Here is a 19,084-nt window from a genome sequence, read left to right as displayed (position 1 = left end):
GCGGATCGCGCTGCGTGTACACGCGGCGCTTCTTGCCGTGCGGCGTCAGATCGCACGAGAAGATCTGCCCGTCGTCCTTCAGCACTTCGCCGGCGCCGAACGTGAGCACGTCGGCCACGCGGCCGGCTTCGTAAGTCGAATCCTTGATGCACAAACCGGCCTCGGCCGTGATCAGCGCCGCGATCTCCGCGGTGCGCGAGCGCACGATGTCGGCCGCGCGGCGCAGGATCGCCGCGCGATCGTGGCGCGTGAGCGTCGGCCGGTACGCACGCGCGACCGCGAAGGCACGGCGCACGTCATCGAGCGTCGCCTTCGGCACGGTGCCGACCAGCGCGCCGTCGTACGGGTTGCGCACGTCGATCACCGCGTCGCGCCACACGCGCTGCCCGTCGATGCGCAACGCTTCGTGACGCACGTCGGATGAGGGAATCGGCTTCAAAACCGTGCTCATGTCGTCTCCGTTCTCGTGAGGCGTGGTCGTGGCCACGCTGTCGGGCTAGCGCACCACCACCAGCCCTTCGTATTCGAGGCAGCGGCACAGCGTCGCCCACGCCGGCGAATCGGGCCATTCGCGCGCCGCGGTGTCGATGCGGATCGGCCGGCCGAATTCGCGCGACGCGCACGCCAGCAGCGTGTGCGCGATGCCGCTGCGTCGGTAGGCCGGTTCGACGTACAGACGAGCGAGCGACGGCGAGCACACCGCGCCGTCGTCGGCGTCGATGCCGAGTTCGCCGATCGCCTCGTCGTCGCGATACGCGACCGCCGTCGCGCGCGCGTCGTCGAACACGATGCGGATCACGCGTGCGCAACGATCCCTGAACACGACGACGTGCATGCCGCCCCTCCGGTGAAGATGCCGGCGCGCGACGCGCGCACGCCTCCCTGCGCCCGCGTACCGGGGAGTTATCCGGATCGTGCGGGCGCGACGAGTTGAGTATCGTCTTGCCACGTCGACGCGCAGTAGTGCCAGACGCCACATTTCATTGAGTCCACATCCGCGGCGCGACGCGCGTATTCTCGCCACACCGCGCCCTCGCGGGCCTGCGCATCCGCCGCGCGCCGCCTCGCGTGTCCCGTACCGATCACAGGAGGAAGCATGCCGAGTCGTACCCCGACCGCCTTATGGGCCCAGCAGTTCCGGCGGTCGTCGGCGTCGAGCCTGCAGGACCAGATCCGGCGCATGCTGGTGGCCGCGATCCTCGACGGCCAGCTCGCGCCCGATGCGGCGCTGCCGTCGAGCCGCGAGCTCGCCGACCAGCTCGGCGTCGCGCGCAACACCGTCGTGCTCGCGTACCAGATGCTCGTCGAAGAGGGCTACCTGATCTCGCGCGAACGCAGCGGGCACTTCGTGAACCCGAAGATGCTCGAAGGCGTGCCCGGCTTCGCGGCCGCCAGGCCCGCCGCGCAAACGGAGACCGGCGACGACACGCCGGGCCGCCCCGCATGGGACAAACGCATCGCGCATCCGCCGTCGAGGCAGCGCAACATCGTGAAGCCCGCGAACTGGCAGCACTACGAATATCCGTTCATCTACGGGCAATTCGACCAGTCGCTGTTTCCGACCAACGACTGGCGCGAATGCTGCCTGAAGGCGCTGTCGGTGATGGAGATCCGCAACTGGGCGCCCGACCTGATCGAGCGCGACGACGAATCGCTGATCCAGCAGATCCGCACGCGCGTGCTGCCGCGGCGCGGCGTGTTCGCGATGCCCGACGAGATCGTCGTCACGAACGGCTGCCAGCAGGCGCTGTACCTGATCGCGGACCTGCTGTGCGGCAAGCACACGACGGTCGGCTTCGAGAATCCCGGCTATCCGGACGCACGCAACATCTTCGAGAACCGCAACGCGCGGCTGCTGCCGCTGCCCGTCGACGGGCACGGGATCGCGCCCGACTCGCTCGGCAACACGCTGTCGCGCTGCGACTACGTGTACGTGACGCCGAGCCATCAATGCCCGACCACCGCGACGATGCCGGTCGAGCGCCGCCGCGCGCTGCTCGATTGCGCGCAGCAGCACGATTTCGTGATCATCGAGGACGACTACGAGAGCGAGAACACGTTCTCCGGCACGCCGCATCCGGCGCTGAAGAGCCTCGATACGGCCGACCGCGTGATCTACGTCGGCAGCCTGTCGAAGACGTTCGCGCCGGGCCTGCGGCTCGGCTACGTGGTCGGGCCGCGCGAGCTGATCCGCGAGCTGCGCGCGCTGCGGCGGCTGATGGTGCGCCATCCGGTCGCGTATATCCAGCGGGCGTTCGCGACCTTTCTTGCGCTCGGCCATCACGACGCGTTGCTGCGCCGGCTCGCGCATGCGTACAGCGAGCGCTCGCAGGCGCTGATGGCCGCGCTCGATGCGCATCTGCCGGAAGCGCGCCATGTGCCCGTGACGGGCGGCGCGTCGTGCTGGGTCGAGGGGCCGCCGTGGCTCGACGCGGCGCGTCTCGCGGCGGACGCGCAGGAGGCCGGGATCCTGATCGAGCCCGGCGGCGTGTTCTTCATGAACGACGACAGCAATGCGCGGCGCTGCTTCCGGATGGGCTTTTCCGCGATTCCGCTGGAACGGATCGAGCCGGGCGTGCGGGCGCTCGCGCGGTGCGTGCGGGCGCAGAAGCCCGACGCCTGAACGCGGCATCGCGTCAGCCGGTCACGCTCGCCCCTGGCCCAACCGAATCCCCTGAACTGGCGCTACCGCCAAAAACGAGCGCTCACTAACGTGTCGATACCGCGTGCCGCATGCGCATCAGCGCCTCGCGCACCGTCCATCATTCGACAGGAGACACGTTATGTCCGACACGCTTACCGCCCCCGTCACGGCCGCCACGCTCGCGGCTTTTTCCGACGCCTTCAACCGGCATGACGCCCACGCGCTGATGGGCTTCATGACCGAGGACTGCGTGTTCGACGCGGCCGGCGGCCCCGACATTCACGGCACGCGCTTCGTCGGCCGCGACGCGGTGCGCGCCGCGTTCGAAGCCGTGTTCAAGACCTTCCCCGATGCGCACTGGGGCCACGGCCGCCACTACGTGGCCGGCGAACGCGGCGTATCCGAATGGGTGTTCACCGGCACGCACGCGGAAGGCTGGCGCATCGAAGCCGAAGGCTGCGACCTGTTCGAGTTCCGCGACGGGCTGATCGCCGTCAAGCGCGCGTTCCGCAAGGAACGGCCGAAGCAGCCGGCCTGAGCGCGCCGCTCGCGCGCGTTCGGGCCATCCCACCCCGGGCGCGCATTTTGAAACGAATCATTTCATTTCATTCCACATTCCCCGCCAGCGGGCGGAATGACTTGACCGGCTTTTCCCAGCCAATAGCATCTGGAACAAGACGTTCCGTTAATTGAACAATCGGAGACAACCCATGAGCGAACAATCCACTTCCCTGCGTGCATCGACCAGCGGCCCGCAGGACATGACGCCATCCGAAGCCTTCGTCGAAACCCTCGCGGCCAACGGCGTGACCGACATGTTCGGCATCATGGGCTCCGCGTTCATGGACGCGATGGACATCTTCGCGCCGGCCGGCATCCGCCTGATCCCGGTCGTGCACGAACAGGGCGCCGGCCACATGGCCGACGGCTATGCACGCGTGTCGGGCCGCCACGGCGTCGTGATCGGCCAGAACGGCCCCGGCATCAGCAACTGCGTGACCGCGATCGCGGCCGCGTACTGGGCGCACAGCCCGGTCGTGATCGTCACGCCGGAGGCCGGCACGATGGGCATCGGCCTCGGCGGCTTCCAGGAAGCGAACCAGTTGCCGATGTTCCAGGAATTCACGAAATACCAGGGCCACGTCACGCACCCGGCGCGGATGGCCGAATTCACCGCGCGCTGCTTCGATCGCGCCCAGGCCGAGATGGGCCCGACGCAGCTGAACATTCCGCGCGACTACTTCTACGGCAAGGTCAAGGTCGAGATTCCGCAACCGCGCCGGCTCGATCGCGGCCCCGGCGGCGAACAGAGCCTGAACGACGCGGCCGATCTGATCGCGCAGGCGAAATTCCCGGTGATCATCTCGGGCGGCGGCGTCGTGATGGCCGACGCGATCGAGGAATGCAAGGCGCTCGCCGAACGGCTCGGTGCGCCGGTCGTCAACAGCTACCTGCACAACGACTCGTTCCCGGCGAACCATCCGCTGTGGTGCGGCCCGCTCGGCTACCAGGGCTCGAAGGCCGCGATGAAGCTGCTGTCGCGCGCGGACGTCGTGATCGCACTCGGTTCGCGCCTCGGGCCGTTCGGCACGCTGCCGCAGCACGGGATGGACTACTGGCCGAAGGACGCGAAGATCATCCAGATCGACGCCGACCACAAGATGCTCGGCCTCGTGAAGAAGATCTCGGTCGGCATCTGCGGCGACGCGAAGGCGGCGGCCGTCGCGCTCACGCAGCGCCTCGACGGCCGCACGCTCGCATGCGACGGCTCGCGCGGCGAGCGCGCCGACCAGATCGCGACCGAGAAGGCCGCGTGGGAAAAGGAACTCGACGACTGGACGCACGAGCGTGACGCCTACAGCCTCGACATGATCGAGGAACAGAAGAACGAAAAAACCTTCAACGGCGGGCGCTACCTGCATCCGCGCCAGGTGCTGCGCGAACTCGAAAAGGCGATGCCCGAGGACGTGATGGTGTCGACCGACATCGGCAACATCAACTCGGTCGCGAACAGCTACCTGCGCTTCAACAAGCCGCGCAGCTTCTTCGCGGCGATGAGCTGGGGCAACTGCGGCTACGCGTTCCCGACGATCATCGGTGCGAAGGTCGCCGCGCCGCACCGCCCGGCCGTGTCGTATGCGGGCGACGGCGCGTGGGGCATGAGCCTGATGGAAACGATGACCTGCGTGCGTCACAACATCCCGGTCACGGCCGTGGTGTTCCACAACCGTCAATGGGGCGCGGAGAAGAAGAACCAGGTCGACTTCTACAACCGCCGCTTCGTCGCGGGCGAACTCGACAACCAGAGTTTCGCGGCGATCGCCCGTGCGATGGGCGCCGAAGGGATCACGGTCGACCGTCTGGAGGATGTCGGGCCGGCACTCAAGCGCGCGATCGACATGCAGATGAACGAAGGCAAGACGACGATCATCGAGATCATGTGCACGCGCGAACTCGGCGATCCGTTCCGCCGCGACGCGCTGTCGAAGCCGGTTCGCCTGCTCGACAAGTACAAGGACTACGTGTGATGCCGCGTCGCTGACGCACCCGCGTCCGGCCGTGCCCTCCCCGCACGGCCGGAACCCGGCCGGACGCCGTGCCCCGTGCGGGCCGCCGCATCCGGCCTTTTTTACTTCGAATTCCCGATGAAAGCCCTCGACCGCATTCTCGAATCCGCGCGCCGCCAGCCGATGCGCATCGCGCTGTGCGAAGCCGACGACCCGCGCGTGCTGCATGCCGCCGCGCGTGCGACACGCGACGGCATCGCCCGCATCGTGCTCGTCGGCGACCGTGCGGCCATCCACGCGGCGGCCGCGCGCGACGCGCTCGACCTCGACGGCATGACGCTCGTCGATCCGGCCACCGCCCCGCAACGCGACGCGTATGCCGACGCGCTGCACGCGTTGCGCAAAGCCAAGGGCATGACGGCCGACGCCGCGCGCGACGCGGTACTCGACCCGCTCTGCCATGCGAACCTGATGGTGCGGCTCGGCGACGCGGACGGCTCGGTCGCGGGCGCCGTGCATGCGACGGCCGACGTGGTGCGCGCGGCGATCCAGCTGATCGGCGTCGATCCGGCGTTCCGGATCGTGTCGAGCTTCTTCCTGATGATGCTGTGCGAGCCGTTCCATACGATCAAGGGCGGGCTGATCTTCTCCGACTGCGCGCTCGTCGTCGATCCGGACGCCGGCCAGCTCGCCGAGATCGCGATGGCCGCCGCCGACAGCGCGCACGCGCTGCTCGGCGAAGCACCACGCGTCGCGATGCTGTCGTTCTCGACGAGCGGCAGCGCGCACCATGCGGCGGTCGACAAGGTGACGGCCGCGACCGCGCGCGTGCGCGAACTGCGCCCGGCGCTCGCGATCGACGGCGATGTGCAGCTCGACGCGGCGATCGTCGCGGAAATCGCCGAGCGCAAGATCGCGCATTCGCAGGTCGGCGGCCACGCGAACGTGCTCGTGTTCCCGAGCCTCGAAGCCGGCAACATCGGCTACAAGCTCGCCGAGCGGATCGGCCGCGCAAAGGCCGTCGGCCCGCTGTTGCAGGGCTTGCGCCGGCCTGCGAACGACCTGTCGCGCGGCTGCGGCGCCGACGACGTGTATCACGTGATCGCGGCGACCACCGTGCAGGCGCAAGCGGCCATGCAACGGGCCGCGACCGGCGAGGTCGCACCCGCATGACGGCCGACAAACTGGCGATCCTGATCGCGGTGATCGGCGCCGGCAGCTATTTCCAGACCGTCACGGGTTTCGGCCTCGGGATGATCGTGATGGGCGTGACGAGCGGCTTCGGGCTCGCGCCGCTCGCCACGGTCGCGACGCTGATGAGCGTCGTGTCGCTCGCGAACGGCGCGACCGCGCTGCCGGGCCGGCTGCATCACATCGACTGGCGGGCGGTTGGCGCGGCGACGCTCGGCATCCTGCCGTCGGTCGTCGCCGGCGTGGTGCTGCTCGAATGCCTGAGCCGCTCGGCGGCCGACCTGCTGCAACTGATCCTCGGCGTGGTCGTGCTGTACGGCGGCCTGAGCGCGGCGCTGCGGCCGACGCCGCTGACGGAACGCTCGGACAACCGCAGCTTCTTCGTCAGCGGCATCTTCGGCGGGCTGCTGAGCGGGATGTTCGGCGTGTCGGGGCCGCCGTTGATCTTCCAGTTCTACCGGCAGCCGCTGACGCTCGTGCAGATCCGCTGCGCGCTGATCGTGCTGTTCACGACCACGTCGGCCACGCGGGTGCTGTACAGCGCTTGCGAAGGCCAGCTCGATCGCGACATCTGGCTGCTGGCCGCGCTCGCGACCCCGGTTGTGATGCTGACGACGGTCGCCGGCCGGCACTACCCGCCGCCGCTGTCGCCGGTCGCGCTGCGCCGGCTCGCGTTCGGCGTGCTGATGGCGATCGGCGTCGGGCTGATCGCGACGTCGCTGCCGCCGCTGCTGCATCGCGGCTGACTCCTTCCGGCTTCACCGTCGCGCGCCGATCCAGCCGGCGATTTCGACGAGCCGCTTCATGTCCGGGGGCGATACGAGATCGATCGCGAGCCGGTGCCGGTAGTACGGGCCGAGATCGAGCCCGACGCCGAGCCCGAGCACTTCGACGCGGCCGGCCCCTTCTTGGCGGGCGACCACCTGCTTCAGATGGTTGTCGAGGTAGAACGGATCGTTCGCCAGTGCGGTGGCGCCGTCCATCGGGCTGCCATCCGAGATCACGACGAGGATCTTTCTCGCTTCCGGCCGCGCGGCGAGCCGCGCGCACGCCCAGTCGACCGCTTCGCCGTCGATCCCTTCGCGAAACAGGTCGGCCTTGAACAGCGCGGCAATGCCGGCGCGCGCGTGCCGCCAGCGCGTGTCGGCATCCTTGAACACCAGGTGGCCGATTTCGTTGAGGCGCCCCGGATGGCGCGGCTTGCCGCACGCGAGCCAGTCCTGGCGCGCGCGGCCGCCGTTCCACGCAAGCGTCGTGAAACCCAGCACTTCGGTCGCGAGGCCCGCGGCGTCGCCCGCACGCGCCAGCGTGTCGACCATCAGCGCGACGCCGTCGATCCACGCCTTCATCGACCCCGAGCAGTCGATCAGGAACGCGAGCGCGCAATCGGCATGCGGCCGCACGCGTTCGAGCCGGAACAGCCGCCGCTCGGCCGGCGAGCTGACGAGTTGCGCGAGCCGGCGGCCGTCGAGGCGGCCGTGTTCCTCGCCGAACGACCAGCCGTCGGCCTGCGGCACGACGAGCGCCGCGCGCAGCACGCGCGCGAGCCGCGTGACGTTGATCCGCTGCGCGGCGACCTGGGCGTCGAGCCGGTCGCGATACTCGCGCAGCAACGCCGCGCGGATCTGCGCGGCCGGCTTGAATTCGCGGTCGTAGCGCGTCGTGTACGCCCGATACGTGGCGCCGCCGCCGTGCAGCACGACGCTGTCGCCGGTCTCCACGAGCGCCGGCAGGTCGATGCCCGTGTCGTCGAAATCGACCCACAGCGAGAAATTCGTCAGCGCGTCGTCCTGCTCGCGCGCGTCTTCCGTCTGCGTTTCGACGACGGCCGCGCGCGCGTCGCGGATCATCGACGCAATGCGCCGCGCCAGCGCCAACGCGTGGCCGGCGAACGCGCGCTGGTCGTGCCGGCAGCGGCGGAGCCCAGCGAGCGCCACGCCGATTTCCGGCACGATCGCCGCGCGCGGCGCTTCGATCAGGTCTTCCGTTTCCTCGAGCACGGGCCAGCCGGTCAGCCGCGACCACGCGATCTGCGCGACCGTGTAGACCAGGATTCCGACATGCGTATCGGCCTGCCCCGACCGGTGAAACGCGCGCGACCAGGTTTCGAAACGATGGCGCAGGTTCAGCAGGACGCCGCGCATGGCGGCCGGCGCGAGCGATTCGCAGCGCAGTTGCTCGAGCATCTCGAACAGCACGCGTTCGACCGGATCGTCGCCGGACAGCGCACGATGCAGTTCGGCATCGGAGTGCAGGATGCGCAACGCCGCGCCGTCGGCCGCGCCGCGCCACGACGCGAGATCGTCGTCGGCGGCCTGCGCGCGCAGGTGCGGCGCATGGATCGGCAGCGGCCGCAGGTCGCGGCACACGCGGCCCGCACGGTAATGCAGCGCCGCATCGCGCGTCAGCGCCCGCACGGTCGACGCGCCCAGCGCTTCGCGCGCGGCGGCGCGGCGCGCCGCGTCGCGATCGGCGCTCACCGACCCGCTCCCGGCTCGCCGCCGCCGGCGCGCGACGCGACCGCCAGTTCCTCGCCGAAGCAGCGCTGGTAATACTCGGCGACGACCGGCCGCTCGGCGTCGTCGCACTTGTTCAGGAACGTCAGCCGGAACGCGAGCGCCGGATCGCGGAAGATCTGGCAGTTCTCGGCCCAGTTGATCACCGTGCGCGGCGACATCAGCGTCGACAGATCGCCGGTCGCGAAACCGTTGCGCGTCAGCTCGGCCAGGCTCACCATCGATTCGAGCAGCGGGCGGCCGGCTTCGTCCGCGAGTGCCGGCACGCGTGCGCGCACGATGCCGATCTCCTCGTCGCGCGGCAGGTAGTCGAGCGTCGCGACCACGTTCCAGCGGTCCATCTGCGCGTGGTTGAGCATCTGCGTGCCGTGGTAGAGCCCGTTCAGGTTGCCGAGCCCGACCGTGTTCGCGGTCGCGAACAGCCGGAACGACGGATGCGGATGGATCACGCGATTCTGGTCGAGCAGCGTGAACTTGCCGTCGCGCTCCAGGATCCGCTGGATCACGAACATCACGTCGGGCCGCCCCGCATCGTATTCGTCGAAGATCAGCGCGACCGGACGCTGCAGCGCCCACGGCACGATCCCTTCCTGGAACTCGGTCACCTGCACGTCGTCGCGCACGACGATCGCATCCTTGCCGACGAGGTCGAGCCGGCTGATGTGACCGTCGAGGTTCACGCGCACGCACGGCCAGTTCAGCCGCGCCGCGACCTGCTCGATATGGGTCGACTTGCCGGTGCCGTGCATCCCCTGCACGAGCACGCGGCGGTTGCGCGCGAAGCCCGCGAGAATCGCGAGCGTGACGTCCGGGTTGAAGCGGTACGCGTCGTCGATATCGGGCACGTGATCGTCGCGCGTGCCGAACGCGGGCACCATCAGGTCCGAGTCGAAACCGAACCGTTCGCGGACCGACACCATGCAGTCCGGCTTGTTCGTTACCCCATCCATCGCGTGGCGCTCCTGTCGTTGCCTGTTGCGCAGGCGTCGATGGCGCCTGCGTCGATCCTGTTGACGGAACGATGCGTTCCGCTGCCGAAAATGCGGGCCGGGTTGCTGGCCCCCGCCGCCCCGTGCGGCCGGCCTGCCGGACCGTTCGGTACAATGGCCGCAGTCCAGTTTCCGGAACGCCCGACATGCTGCCCGCGGATACGCCCACGCTGCGCGCCTTCGCGCTGCTCGAACATCTCGTCCAGGCCGGCGACGCCGTGTCGCTCGCCGATCTCGCGCGCGACGTCGATATCCCGAAGGCCTCGCTGCACCGGATGCTCGCGTCGCTCGAAGCCGGCGGGCTCGTGATCCGCGAGCCGGGCCGCAAGAACGCGTATGCGGTCGGCCCGCGCCTCGCGCGGCTCGGCACCGGCGTGATGCTGCACGCGGGCACGCGCCGGCTGCGCCATGCGATCCTCGAACGGCTCGTCGCCGACCTCGCCGAGACCTGCAACCTGACCGCCCTGCACGACACGGAAGTCGTCTATCTCGACCGCGTGGAAGCCGACTGGCCGCTGCGGCTCGACCTGAAACCCGGCTCGCGCGTGCCCGCTTACTGCAGCGCCAGCGGCAAGCTGCTGCTCGCGCTGCTGCCGCGCGACGAACGCGCGGCGCTGGTGCGCACGATGGCGCTGCCGCGCCATACGCCGAACACGATCTCCGACCCGGAACTGCTCGAAGCCGAACTCGACCGCACCGCGCACAAGGGCATCGCGATCGACAACGAGGAATTCGTCGCGGGGATCGTCTGCATCGCGGCGCCGGTGCTCGACGACGACGGCGCGTGCATCGCCGCGGTCGCCGTCCATGCGCCGGTGTCGCGCGCGCCGCTGTCGCGGCTGCTCGACCACGTGCCGCGGCTGCAGGAAGCGGCCCGCGCGCTCGCGAAGACCTTCTAGTGCCGCGCGGCGGCGCGCCGGCCGCGTCATGACGCGCGCTGGTAGTAGAGGTTCTGCGGATGCCGCGCATCCGCGAAGAAGAACCAGCGTTCCGCCACCAGCCCCGCGTACTGGATCACGAACGCCGCGCCGAGCGCGACGGCCGCCGCGATCGACGTCGGCGCGAGCGCGCCGGCGCCGGTCAGCACGAACGGCACCGCGAATGCGCCGATCAGGAAGCCGGCCTTCACCGCGCGCAGCGTGCCGTTGCCCTGCCCGTGAAAGAACTCCTTCGTGTTGAACGCGCTGGCCGTGAAGCCGCGCGACTTCTGTTCGACCTTCGCGTGACGAATCCCCGTCGCGCTCTGCACGGTCGACTTCGGCCGCAGCCGTGCATTGCGTGCGAGCGACGCGAGCCGCGCCACGCCACCGGCGAACGTCAGCACGCAGGCGGCCGCCGCGAGCCGGCCGACCAGCGCCGGCGCGAGCCACGCGGCGCAGGCCGTCGCGAGCGTGCAGCCCGATGCGCAGCCGAGCAGCACGAAGTTCACGAGCGTCAGCGGGCTCGCCCATTCCTGCAGGAAGCGCAGGCACGCGTAGATCATCGCCGTGCAGACGAACAGCGCGACGCTCGCGAGCGCGCCCGCCGCACCGATCAGCAGCGTGCCGGGCCACGCGAACAGATGCGCCGCGCCATACGCGAACGCGCAGGCGAGAAACACCGGCAGCGCGATGCACTCGCGCGACAGCCACGACGTACGCCACATCGCGATCGCGCGCCACGCGCGCTCCGGGTGGCCGAGATGAAAGAACGACGCGAACAGGCCGAGCACGCCGAGTGCGACCGACAGCGCGGCCCCGGTCACGTAGAACGGGGCGCCGACGTCAACGCCGGCCAGCCACGCCAGCGCCTCGACGATCACGAGCGTCAGCAGCAGGCCCTGTGCGGCGCCGCACAGCGTGGTGAGAAAAACGACCGAAAAGGCTGGGCGCATGGAAACTCCGTCTGTGTCTGAATGAAATGCGCGTCGCTCAGCGCGGGGTCGCCAGCGACACGAGATCGATGTCGCCGCGCGCCGCGCGGGCCTCGAACGAATCGTCGTCGCGCCCGTTCGATGCGCTGCCGCATCCGCCGCTGCTGCCGCATCCGCACGATGCTTCGGTCTTCACGCGCGGCAGGTAATGGTTCGACGGCCGCGTGCCCCACTCGGGCATCAGCGCATAGCCGCCGCGGTCGCGGATCGCGCGCGACACGTCCGATTCCGGGTCGTGCACGTCGCCGAACAGCCGCGCCGACGTCGGGCACGCGAGCACGCAGGCCGGCTTGCGATCGCGCTCCGGCAGCGCTTCGTTGTCGATGCGGTCCGCGCACAGCGTGCACTTCGTCATCTCCTTGCGGCCTTCGTCGAGTTCGCGCGCGCCGTACGGACATGCCCACGCGCAGTACTTGCAGCCGATGCACTTGTCGTAGTCGACCAGCACGATGCCGTCCGACTTGCGCTTGAAGCTCGCGCCGGTCGGGCAGACCGGCACGCACGGCGGGTCCTCGCAGTGCAGGCACGACTTCGGGAAGTGGATCGTGTCCGTCATCGGGAACACGCCGGCCTCGTAGGTCTGCACGCGGTTGAAGAACGTGCCGGACGGATCGTCGTCGTACGGACGCAGATCGGCAAGGCTGCCGGCTTCGCCGGACGTGTTCCATTCCTTGCAGCTCGTCACGCAGGCATGGCAGCCGACGCACACGTTCAGGTCGATGACGAGGGCCATCTGGGTCATGGTTGCGCTCCTTCGCTTAGCGATCGTCGGACTTCGGGCCCGCCGACGCCGCGCGCCGCAGCCGCGCGGCGAATGCGCCGGTTCCCGCGAAATACGCCTGCACGCGTTGCAGCACGCGCGGCGTGCCCGGCAGCGCCGGCATCGGCGCGAACTGCGGCAGCGTGGTCGCCGCATCCGCTTCGGCCGGGTAGATCCGCACCTGCACGTCGTACCAGCCGGCCTGCCCGGTCACCGGGTCGGAATTCGACAGCCGCGCACCGCCTCGGGCCGCGTCGGGCAACTCGTCGGTGATCACGTGATTGAGCAGGAAGCCGCGCTGCGATTCGCCCGCGTGGGGGCCGAGGTTCCACGCGCCGGCCGCCTTGCCGATCGCGTTCCAGGTCCACACGGTGCCGGGCTCGACCGCCTCGCTGTAGCGCGCGCGGCAGCGCACCTTGCCCCACGGCGATTCGACGTAGATCCATGCGCCGTCGTCGATCTGCTGCGCGGCGGCCGTCACCGGGTTCACGAACAGGTGGTTCTCGCCGTGGATCTGCCGCAGCCACGCGTTCTGCGAATCCCACGAGTGGTACATCGCCATCGGCCGCTGCGTGATCGCCGCGAGCGGATAGCGGTTCGCATCGGTCAGCCCGCTTTCGAGCGACGGATGCCAGAACGGCAACGGGTCGAAGTAACGCGCGATGCGTTCGCGCAGATGATCCGGCGGCTGGCGGCCCGACGTGCGGCCCTGCGCGGCGAGCCGGAATTTCTGCATCACGTCCGAGTAGAGCTGGATCACGATCGGCACGCCGAACTTGCGCATCCCGTTGTCGACCGCCCACTGCATGTATGGCCCGTTGCAGTTGCGCATGTATTGCAGCGATTCCGGCAACCGGTAGTGGTACACGCAGTCGTTCTCCGCATAGCGTTTCCACTGGTCGGGGTTCGGCTCGCCGACGACGGCCTTCTCGCCGTCCTTGCCGCGCCAGCCGATCAGGAAGCCGGTGCCCGAATCCGGCGCGGTCTGGAAATTGACGACGAAATCCGGATAGTCGCGGTACTTGCGCTGCCCGTCCGGCGTCGTGAAGGCCGGAAACTTCAGCCGGCTCGCCAGCTCGATCAGCACTTCCTGGAACGGCTTGCACTCGCCGGTCGGCGGCACGACGGGCACGCGCACCGAATCGACCGGCCCGTCGAATTCGGAGATCGGCCGGTCGAGCACCGACATCACGTCGTGCCGTTCGAGGTAGGTCGTGTCGGGCAGGATCAGGTCGGCGAACGCGGTCATCTCCGACGCGAACGCATCGCACACGACCAGGAACGGAATCCGGTATTCGCCGTCGGCGCGCTTGTCGACCAGCATCTTGCGCACTTCCGTCGTATTCATCGACGAATTCCACGCCATGTTGGCCATGAAGATCAGCAGCGTATCGATCGGATAGGGATCGCCGCGCCATGCATTGGTGATCACCGAATGCATCAGCCCGTGCACCGCGAGCGGGTATTCCCACGAGAACGCCTTGTCGAGCCGCGCGGGCGTGCCGTCCGGATGGACGAACAGGTCCTCGGGGCCGGCCGGCCAGCCGAGCGGGCCGCTCGCGAGCGGCGTGTTCGGCTTGATCTGGTCGGGATCGTTCGGCGGTTTCGCCGACGGCGGCACCGCGCGCGGATACGGCGCCTTGTGGCGAAAGCCGCCCGGCCGGTCGATCGTGCCGAGCAGCGACATCAGCACCGCGAGCGCACGGATCGTCTGGAAGCCGTTCGAATGCGCGGCCAGCCCGCGCATCGCGTGGAACGCGATCGGCACGCCCTTCACCGATTCGTGCGCCTGGCCCCACGAATCGGTCCAGCGCACCGGCAGCTCGATCGCCTGCTCGCGCGCGACCGTCTCCATCTCGCGGGCAAGGCGGCGGATCGTGTCGGCCGCGATGCCGGTGATGTCGGCCGCCCATTCGGGCGTGCAAGCGGCCACCTGTTCGCGCAGCAGCGTGAACGACGGCGCGACCGGCGTGCCGTCGTCGAGCGTATAGCGGCCGTCGAGCGCCGGCTCCGCGCCATCCGTGTGGTGCAGCACCGCGCGGTTCGTCTTCGTGTCCCACCACATCCGGTTCTGCGGATACAGCGGGTTGACCTCCGGCGCGTCGGCGTCGCGCACGAACAGCCCGAACGTGTCGGCGCCGTCGCGCCGGTCGACCAGTTCCGCCGCGTTCGTGAAGCGCGACACGAATTCGTGGTCGAACGCATCGCGCGCGATCAACTCGTGCATCAGCGCCATGAACAGCGCGCCGTCGGTGCCGGGGCGGATCGGAATCCATTCATCGGCGATCGCCGCGTAACCGGTGCGCACCGGATTGATCGCGATGAAGCGGCCGCCCGCGCGCTTGAACTTGCCGAGCGCGATCTTCAGCGGATTCGAATGATGATCCTCCGCCGTGCCGATCATGAAGAACAGCTTCGCGCGGTCGAGATCGGGGCCGCCGAACTCCCAGAACGAGCCGCCGATCGTGTAGATCATCCCGGCCGCCATGTTCGCGGAGCAGAACCCGCCGTGCGCCGCATAGTTCGGCGTACCGAACTGTTTCGCGAACAGGCCGGTGAGCGCCTGCATCTGGTCGCGGCCCGTGAACAGCGCGAAACGCTTCGGATCGGTCGCGCGCAGGTGCGACAGGCGCTTTTCGAGCACGTCGAACGCGACCTCCCACGACACCGGCTCGAACTGCGCATCGCCGCGCTCCGCGCCCGGCTTGCGCATCAGCGGCTGCGTGAGCCGCGCGGGCGAGTACTGCTTCATGATCCCCGACGAACCTTTCGCGCAGATGACGCCCTGGTTCAGCGGATGGTGCGGATTGCCGTCGATATAGCGTACTTCGCCGTCGCGCAGGTGTACGCGGATGCCGCAGCGGCATGCGCACATGTAGCAGGTCGTCGTCTTGATCTCGGCCTGCTCGTCGCGCTCGCGTGCCCGATGTTCCATCGTCTGTCCTCGTTCGCGGATGACGGTGCGCGTCGTTGCCGCGCACCGGTGAATCGGTTCATCCATGCTATGCCGGCCGGCGCCCGACATAAAGTCGCATCCTCTGATCGGTGCTATCGGTCGGCCCGATAGTTGCGCCGGCTCCCCCGCGGGCCGCATGCGCGAAGGCCCGGCGCATGCACCGGGCCTTCGGCGCCATGCGGTGCCGCCCGTCAACGCGGCGGATACGCGAGCAGTTCGCTGTCGTCGAGATGCTCGCGGCGGCCGCGGCGCGTCAGCCCGTACGCGACGACGAGTACGCCGAGGCTCGCGACGCCGAGCCAGAGCGGCTTGCGCTGATCCGGGATGAACGCCATCGCGACGAGGATGCCGACCATGCCGATGATCGCGACCCAGGTCAGGTACGGGTACGCCCACATCTTCACGCGCAGCTTGCTGGCGGCGACCGGGTCCAGACGCTTGCGCAGGCGCAGTTGCGAGAACGCGATCAGCACGTACACGAACAATGCGACGGTGCCGTACGAATTGACGAGGAACGCGAACACGGTATCGGGCGACACGTACGACATCACGACCGACACGTAGCCGAACACCGTGCCGAGCAGGATCGCGCGCACCGGCACGCCGCGCTTGTTGACCTTCGCGAGCGCGGCCGGCGCGTCGCCGTGGCGGGTCAGCGCGAACAGCATCCGCGAGGCCGCATAGAGGCCCGAGTTGAGCGCGGACAGCACGGCGGTCAGCACGATCGCGTTCATCACGTTGGCGGCGGCCGGCAGGCCCATCACTTCCAGCGCGCTCACGTACGGCGTGGCCATCTGCGCGGAATTCCACGGCACCAGCGCGACGACGAGCGCGACCGAGCCGACGTAGAACACCAGCACGCGGGTGATCACCGAGTTGGTTGCCTTCGCAACCGCCTTGGCCGGCTCCTTCGCCTCGGCCGCCGCGATCGTGACGATTTCCGCGCCGAAGTAGAACCCGGTGGCCGCGACCGCCCCGCTCATCACCGGCCCGATGCCGAGCGGCATGAAGCCGCCGTGACCGAGCAGCGTCGGCAGCACGGCCGTCGTGTGCATCGACGCGGGCCACATGCCGAGCACGTAGAGGCCGCCGAGGAACAGGAACACGACGATCGCGCCGACCTTGATCGACGAGAACCAGAATTCGAATTCGCCGTAACTGCCGACCGAGATCAGGTTCGTGAGCGTCAGCACGACCAGCAGCGCGAGACTGATGATCCACGCCGGCGTGTCGGGCAGCCAGAACTGGATCAGCCTGGCGCCCGCGACCGCTTCCAGCGCGACGACGATCACCCAGAAATACCAGTACATCCAGCCGGTCAGGAAGCCCGCCATCCTGCCGGGCCCGCGCCAGTTGCCGAACGCGAGCCGCGCGTACTCGTAGAACGAGCCGACGGCCGGCATCGCGCACGCCATCTCGCCGAGCATCCGCATCACGAGCACGACCAGCCCGCCCGTGATCAGGAACGACAGGATCGCGGCCGGCCCGGTCTGCTGAATCACCACGCCGCTGCCGACGAACAGCCCGGCACCGATCACGCCGCCAAGCGCGATCATCGTCATGTGGCGCTGCTTGAGCCCACACTTCAGGTCACTCTGGTTCATCGAGGGTTGCATGTCTTCTCCATATCCAGTTGTCCGGCGCCGCCCGCGTCACCTTCGGGTGAACGCGGGCGCCGCCGGCGACGGCGCGTGCAGGGGCACCTGCAGCCCCGGCCGCACGGATTTCTGTGGCTTTTATTGTGTCGGGTTGCCCGGCGCGCGCGGTCTTGCGTCGCGCCGGGTGGTGCGCCCCGCGCTCAGGGCTTTTCGTCGTTCCTGAAGTACGACAGGTAGAGCATCCGCTGCCCGATACGCCGGAACGGCGCGAACGGGTGACCGGGCAACGGCGACGTGAAGATCGGCAGCGCCTGGCGTGCGCCCTTCCCCGCGATCTGCTCGGCGAGCCGACGGCCGGCCTGCTGCGAATACGACACGCCGTTGCCGCCGTAGCCGAGCGCGTAGTACACGGATTGCCGCGGATCGGGCTGGCACACGCGCGGCATCATGTCGTGACTCACGTCGACCCAGCCCCACCACGAGTAATCGATCTCGACGCCGCGCAGCGCCGGAAACTTGCGCGCCATGCCTTCCTTCAGCAAATCGAGGTGGCGCGGGTTCGGCGCATCGTCGCCGGTGATCGCGCTGCGGCTGCCGATCTGCAGCCGGCGATCGGGCAGGAAACGATAGTAGAAGCGCAGCGTGCGCGTGTCGGTCAGCACCTGCGTCGTGCGGAAGTTGCATGCATCGATCTCGGCGTCGGTCAGCGGCCGCGTGACCATCGAATTCGACAGGATCGGCATCACCTTGCTGCGCAGCGACGGATGCAGCGTCTGCGCGGTGTACGCGCCGGTCGCGATGCCGACCGCGCGAGCCCGCACCACGCCGCCCGGCGTGCGCAGGTGGTGCACGCCGTCGATCGTCTCGAAGCCGAGCACGGGGCTGCTCGTATGCACCTTCGCGCCGGCTTCGCGTGCGAGACGCAGGTAGCCGAACGCGAGTTTCAGCGCATGGATGCCGATGCCTTCCGGCTCGTGCAGCGCGCCGGCCGCCTCGTGGTCGTTGATGAATTCGCGGCGGAACGTCTCCGCGCTCAGCAGTTCGGACGGATAGCCGAACACGTCCTTCCACACCTTCGCCTCGGCCGCGAGCTTCGCCATGATACGCGGGCGATGCGCGATCAGGAAATGGCCGCCCGGCTGCGGATCGCAGTCGATTTCCGATACGAGCGACTTGAAGTGCTCGAAGCCTTCGAGAATCTCGTCGTGCATCTTCAGCGCGACGTCCTTGCCCCAGCGCTCGATCCACTGCGAGCGCGACAGCCGGCCCGACGCGTTCTGCCCCTGCCCGCCGTTGCGACTGCTGCAGCCCCAGCTGGTGCGGTTGGCCTCGAGCACGACGGCCTTGATGCCGTGATCCCGCGCGAGGCACAGCGCGGTCGCGAGGCCCGTATAGCCGGCGCCGATGATCGCGACGTCGACGTCGAGATCGCGCGTGACGGGGCCGTCGTCGGCCGGCGGAGTGCCGGCCGTCGCGACCCAGTAGGTCGGCGCGTACTGCTTGCCGCAGCCGGGGCCCGGCGACACGAGCGGATCGTAGGTCGGGTCGTAACGCGTGTCGTTCGGCCGGCCGCCGGCGAAGCCGCTCGTGGTGCGTTCGATGGAAGGGGTCGACATGGTCAGCCCTCCGTTGCGGGCATGCCCGTTGCGCCGCAACCGGCGCGCGAGGCGATTCGACTGACTGATGCGGGGCGCGTGTCCGCCGCGCGGGCGGATGCTGCCGACTGCCTGTTGGTCATGCCTGTCTCCTGATCGTTCTCTTCGGGTCGATCGTGTGCAGATGCTTCCATGCGGCGATCTGTCGAGGAAAGTGTAGGCAGGCCGATTTACCGCAGGTAGGGCCAGTGGGCCGGATTCGCTTGGACCAGCGCCTGGGCCGGCAGTCAGGCCAGCGCGCCGGCCGCCGGGCGGCCGGCAACGCGGAGCGACCGGTGGCGCGCGGCAAGCGCGAACGCGAGGCCGCCGGCGCCCCGGCGCCGATACGACCCCGCACACCGCCGCCCGCCCGGCGC

General features: G+C 69.1%; 15 protein-coding genes. 6 read left to right on the top strand and 9 right to left on the bottom strand.

Annotated elements, in window-relative coordinates:
* On the bottom strand, positions 1–451 hold a 451-nt coding region (locus MMB92_RS32855; protein ID WP_277563202.1), incomplete at its 3' end, for an aldehyde dehydrogenase family protein.
* 45 nt (positions 452–496) lie between these two features.
* Positions 497–835 (bottom strand): GNAT family N-acetyltransferase, encoded by a 339-nt coding sequence (locus MMB92_RS32850; RefSeq protein WP_006491133.1) that lies wholly within the window; start codon positions 833–835, stop codon positions 497–499.
* Positions 836–1,096: 261 nt separating this feature from the next.
* Here MMB92_RS32850 and MMB92_RS32845 point away from each other — a divergent pair, with 261 nt between their 5' ends.
* The 5 genes from MMB92_RS32845 (at position 1,097) to MMB92_RS32825 (ending at position 7,088) form a co-directional block, all read left to right on the top strand.
* Positions 1,097–2,623 (top strand): PLP-dependent aminotransferase family protein, encoded by a 1,527-nt coding sequence (locus MMB92_RS32845; RefSeq protein ID WP_062885456.1) that lies wholly within the window; start codon positions 1,097–1,099, stop codon positions 2,621–2,623.
* Between the two features lie 160 nt (positions 2,624–2,783).
* Positions 2,784–3,182 (top strand): nuclear transport factor 2 family protein, encoded by a 399-nt coding sequence (locus tag MMB92_RS32840; RefSeq protein WP_006491152.1) that lies wholly within the window; start codon positions 2,784–2,786, stop codon positions 3,180–3,182.
* Positions 3,183–3,354: 172 nt separating this feature from the next.
* Complete coding sequence (xsc, locus tag MMB92_RS32835) at positions 3,355–5,172, top strand: sulfoacetaldehyde acetyltransferase (protein WP_034202510.1); 1,818 nt, start codon at positions 3,355–3,357, stop codon at positions 5,170–5,172.
* A 117-nt stretch (positions 5,173–5,289) separates the two neighbouring features.
* The gene (pta, locus tag MMB92_RS32830; protein WP_012493257.1) at positions 5,290–6,324 is read left to right on the top strand and encodes a phosphate acetyltransferase; all 1,035 of its coding nucleotides are present in this window, start codon (positions 5,290–5,292) and stop codon (positions 6,322–6,324) included.
* Positions 6,321–7,088 carry a sulfite exporter TauE/SafE family protein gene (locus MMB92_RS32825; RefSeq protein WP_006491153.1) on the top strand — a complete coding sequence of 256 codons (768 nt, stop codon included), beginning with the start codon at positions 6,321–6,323 and terminating at the stop codon, positions 7,086–7,088. The genes pta and MMB92_RS32825 overlap by 4 nt, the downstream gene beginning before the upstream one ends.
* 12 nt (positions 7,089–7,100) lie before the next feature.
* Here the strand turns inward: MMB92_RS32825 and MMB92_RS32820 are convergent, their stop codons facing one another.
* Positions 7,101–8,822 (bottom strand): cobalt chelatase, encoded by a 1,722-nt coding sequence (locus MMB92_RS32820; RefSeq protein ID WP_277563201.1) that lies wholly within the window; start codon positions 8,820–8,822, stop codon positions 7,101–7,103.
* Positions 8,819–9,808, bottom strand: a complete 990-nt coding sequence (locus MMB92_RS32815) for an AAA family ATPase (protein WP_006495176.1) — start codon at positions 9,806–9,808, stop codon at positions 8,819–8,821. The genes MMB92_RS32820 and MMB92_RS32815 overlap by 4 nt, the downstream gene beginning before the upstream one ends.
* 185 nt (positions 9,809–9,993) lie before the next feature.
* Between MMB92_RS32815 and MMB92_RS32810 the strand changes: the two genes are divergently transcribed.
* Positions 9,994–10,746 carry an IclR family transcriptional regulator gene (locus tag MMB92_RS32810; protein ID WP_006481989.1) on the top strand — a complete coding sequence of 251 codons (753 nt, stop codon included), beginning with the start codon at positions 9,994–9,996 and terminating at the stop codon, positions 10,744–10,746.
* A gap of 26 nt (positions 10,747–10,772) precedes the next feature.
* Here the strand turns inward: MMB92_RS32810 and MMB92_RS32805 are convergent, their stop codons facing one another.
* The 5 genes from MMB92_RS32805 to MMB92_RS32785 all read right to left on the bottom strand — a co-directional run bounded on the left by MMB92_RS32805 (position 10,773) and on the right by MMB92_RS32785 (position 18,689).
* Complete coding sequence (locus tag MMB92_RS32805) at positions 10,773–11,720, bottom strand: DmsC/YnfH family molybdoenzyme membrane anchor subunit (protein ID WP_080324650.1); 948 nt, start codon at positions 11,718–11,720, stop codon at positions 10,773–10,775.
* Between the two features lie 37 nt (positions 11,721–11,757).
* Positions 11,758–12,501: a 4Fe-4S dicluster domain-containing protein gene (locus MMB92_RS32800; protein WP_006495178.1), complete on the bottom strand. Its 744-nt coding sequence runs from the start codon at positions 12,499–12,501 to the stop codon at positions 11,758–11,760.
* A 16-nt stretch (positions 12,502–12,517) separates the two neighbouring features.
* A complete protein-coding gene (locus MMB92_RS32795) occupies positions 12,518–15,454 on the bottom strand; it encodes a molybdopterin-dependent oxidoreductase (protein WP_277563200.1) in 2,937 nt (978 codons plus the stop codon).
* A 212-nt stretch (positions 15,455–15,666) separates the two neighbouring features.
* Positions 15,667–17,091 carry an amino acid permease gene (locus MMB92_RS32790; RefSeq protein ID WP_006491514.1) on the bottom strand — a complete coding sequence of 475 codons (1,425 nt, stop codon included), beginning with the start codon at positions 17,089–17,091 and terminating at the stop codon, positions 15,667–15,669.
* A gap of 182 nt (positions 17,092–17,273) precedes the next feature.
* On the bottom strand, positions 17,274–18,689 hold the full coding sequence (locus MMB92_RS32785) for an FAD-binding oxidoreductase (protein ID WP_277563199.1): 1,416 nt from the start codon (positions 18,687–18,689) through the stop codon (positions 17,274–17,276).
* Positions 18,690–19,084: the final 395 nt, after the last annotated feature.

Origin of the sequence: Burkholderia sp. IO2, from assembly GCF_029522185.1 — a bacterium.
Taxonomy (GTDB): Bacteria; Pseudomonadota; Gammaproteobacteria; order Burkholderiales; family Burkholderiaceae; genus Burkholderia; species Burkholderia cenocepacia.
This window is presented reverse-complemented; position numbering and strand designations above follow the sequence as displayed.

Bases quoted from the DNA above. Each gene is read 5' to 3' on its own strand.
- MMB92_RS32850 (WP_006491133.1), bottom strand. From the start codon at position 835: ATGCACGTCGTCGTGTTCAGGGATCGTTGCGCACGCGTGATCCGCATC.
- MMB92_RS32845 (WP_062885456.1), top strand. From the start codon at position 1,097: ATGCCGAGTCGTACCCCGACCGCCTTATGGGCCCAGCAGTTCCGGCGG.
- MMB92_RS32840 (WP_006491152.1), top strand. From the start codon at position 2,784: ATGTCCGACACGCTTACCGCCCCCGTCACGGCCGCCACGCTCGCGGCT.
- xsc (WP_034202510.1), top strand. From the start codon at position 3,355: ATGAGCGAACAATCCACTTCCCTGCGTGCATCGACCAGCGGCCCGCAG.
- pta (WP_012493257.1), top strand. From the start codon at position 5,290: ATGAAAGCCCTCGACCGCATTCTCGAATCCGCGCGCCGCCAGCCGATG.
- MMB92_RS32825 (WP_006491153.1), top strand. From the start codon at position 6,321: ATGACGGCCGACAAACTGGCGATCCTGATCGCGGTGATCGGCGCCGGC.
- MMB92_RS32815 (WP_006495176.1), bottom strand. From the start codon at position 9,808: ATGGATGGGGTAACGAACAAGCCGGACTGCATGGTGTCGGTCCGCGAA.
- MMB92_RS32810 (WP_006481989.1), top strand. From the start codon at position 9,994: ATGCTGCCCGCGGATACGCCCACGCTGCGCGCCTTCGCGCTGCTCGAA.
- MMB92_RS32805 (WP_080324650.1), bottom strand. From the start codon at position 11,720: ATGCGCCCAGCCTTTTCGGTCGTTTTTCTCACCACGCTGTGCGGCGCC.
- MMB92_RS32800 (WP_006495178.1), bottom strand. From the start codon at position 12,501: ATGACCCAGATGGCCCTCGTCATCGACCTGAACGTGTGCGTCGGCTGC.
- MMB92_RS32795 (WP_277563200.1), bottom strand. From the start codon at position 15,454: ATGGAACATCGGGCACGCGAGCGCGACGAGCAGGCCGAGATCAAGACG.
- MMB92_RS32790 (WP_006491514.1), bottom strand. From the start codon at position 17,091: ATGCAACCCTCGATGAACCAGAGTGACCTGAAGTGTGGGCTCAAGCAG.
- MMB92_RS32785 (WP_277563199.1), bottom strand. From the start codon at position 18,689: ATGTCGACCCCTTCCATCGAACGCACCACGAGCGGCTTCGCCGGCGGC.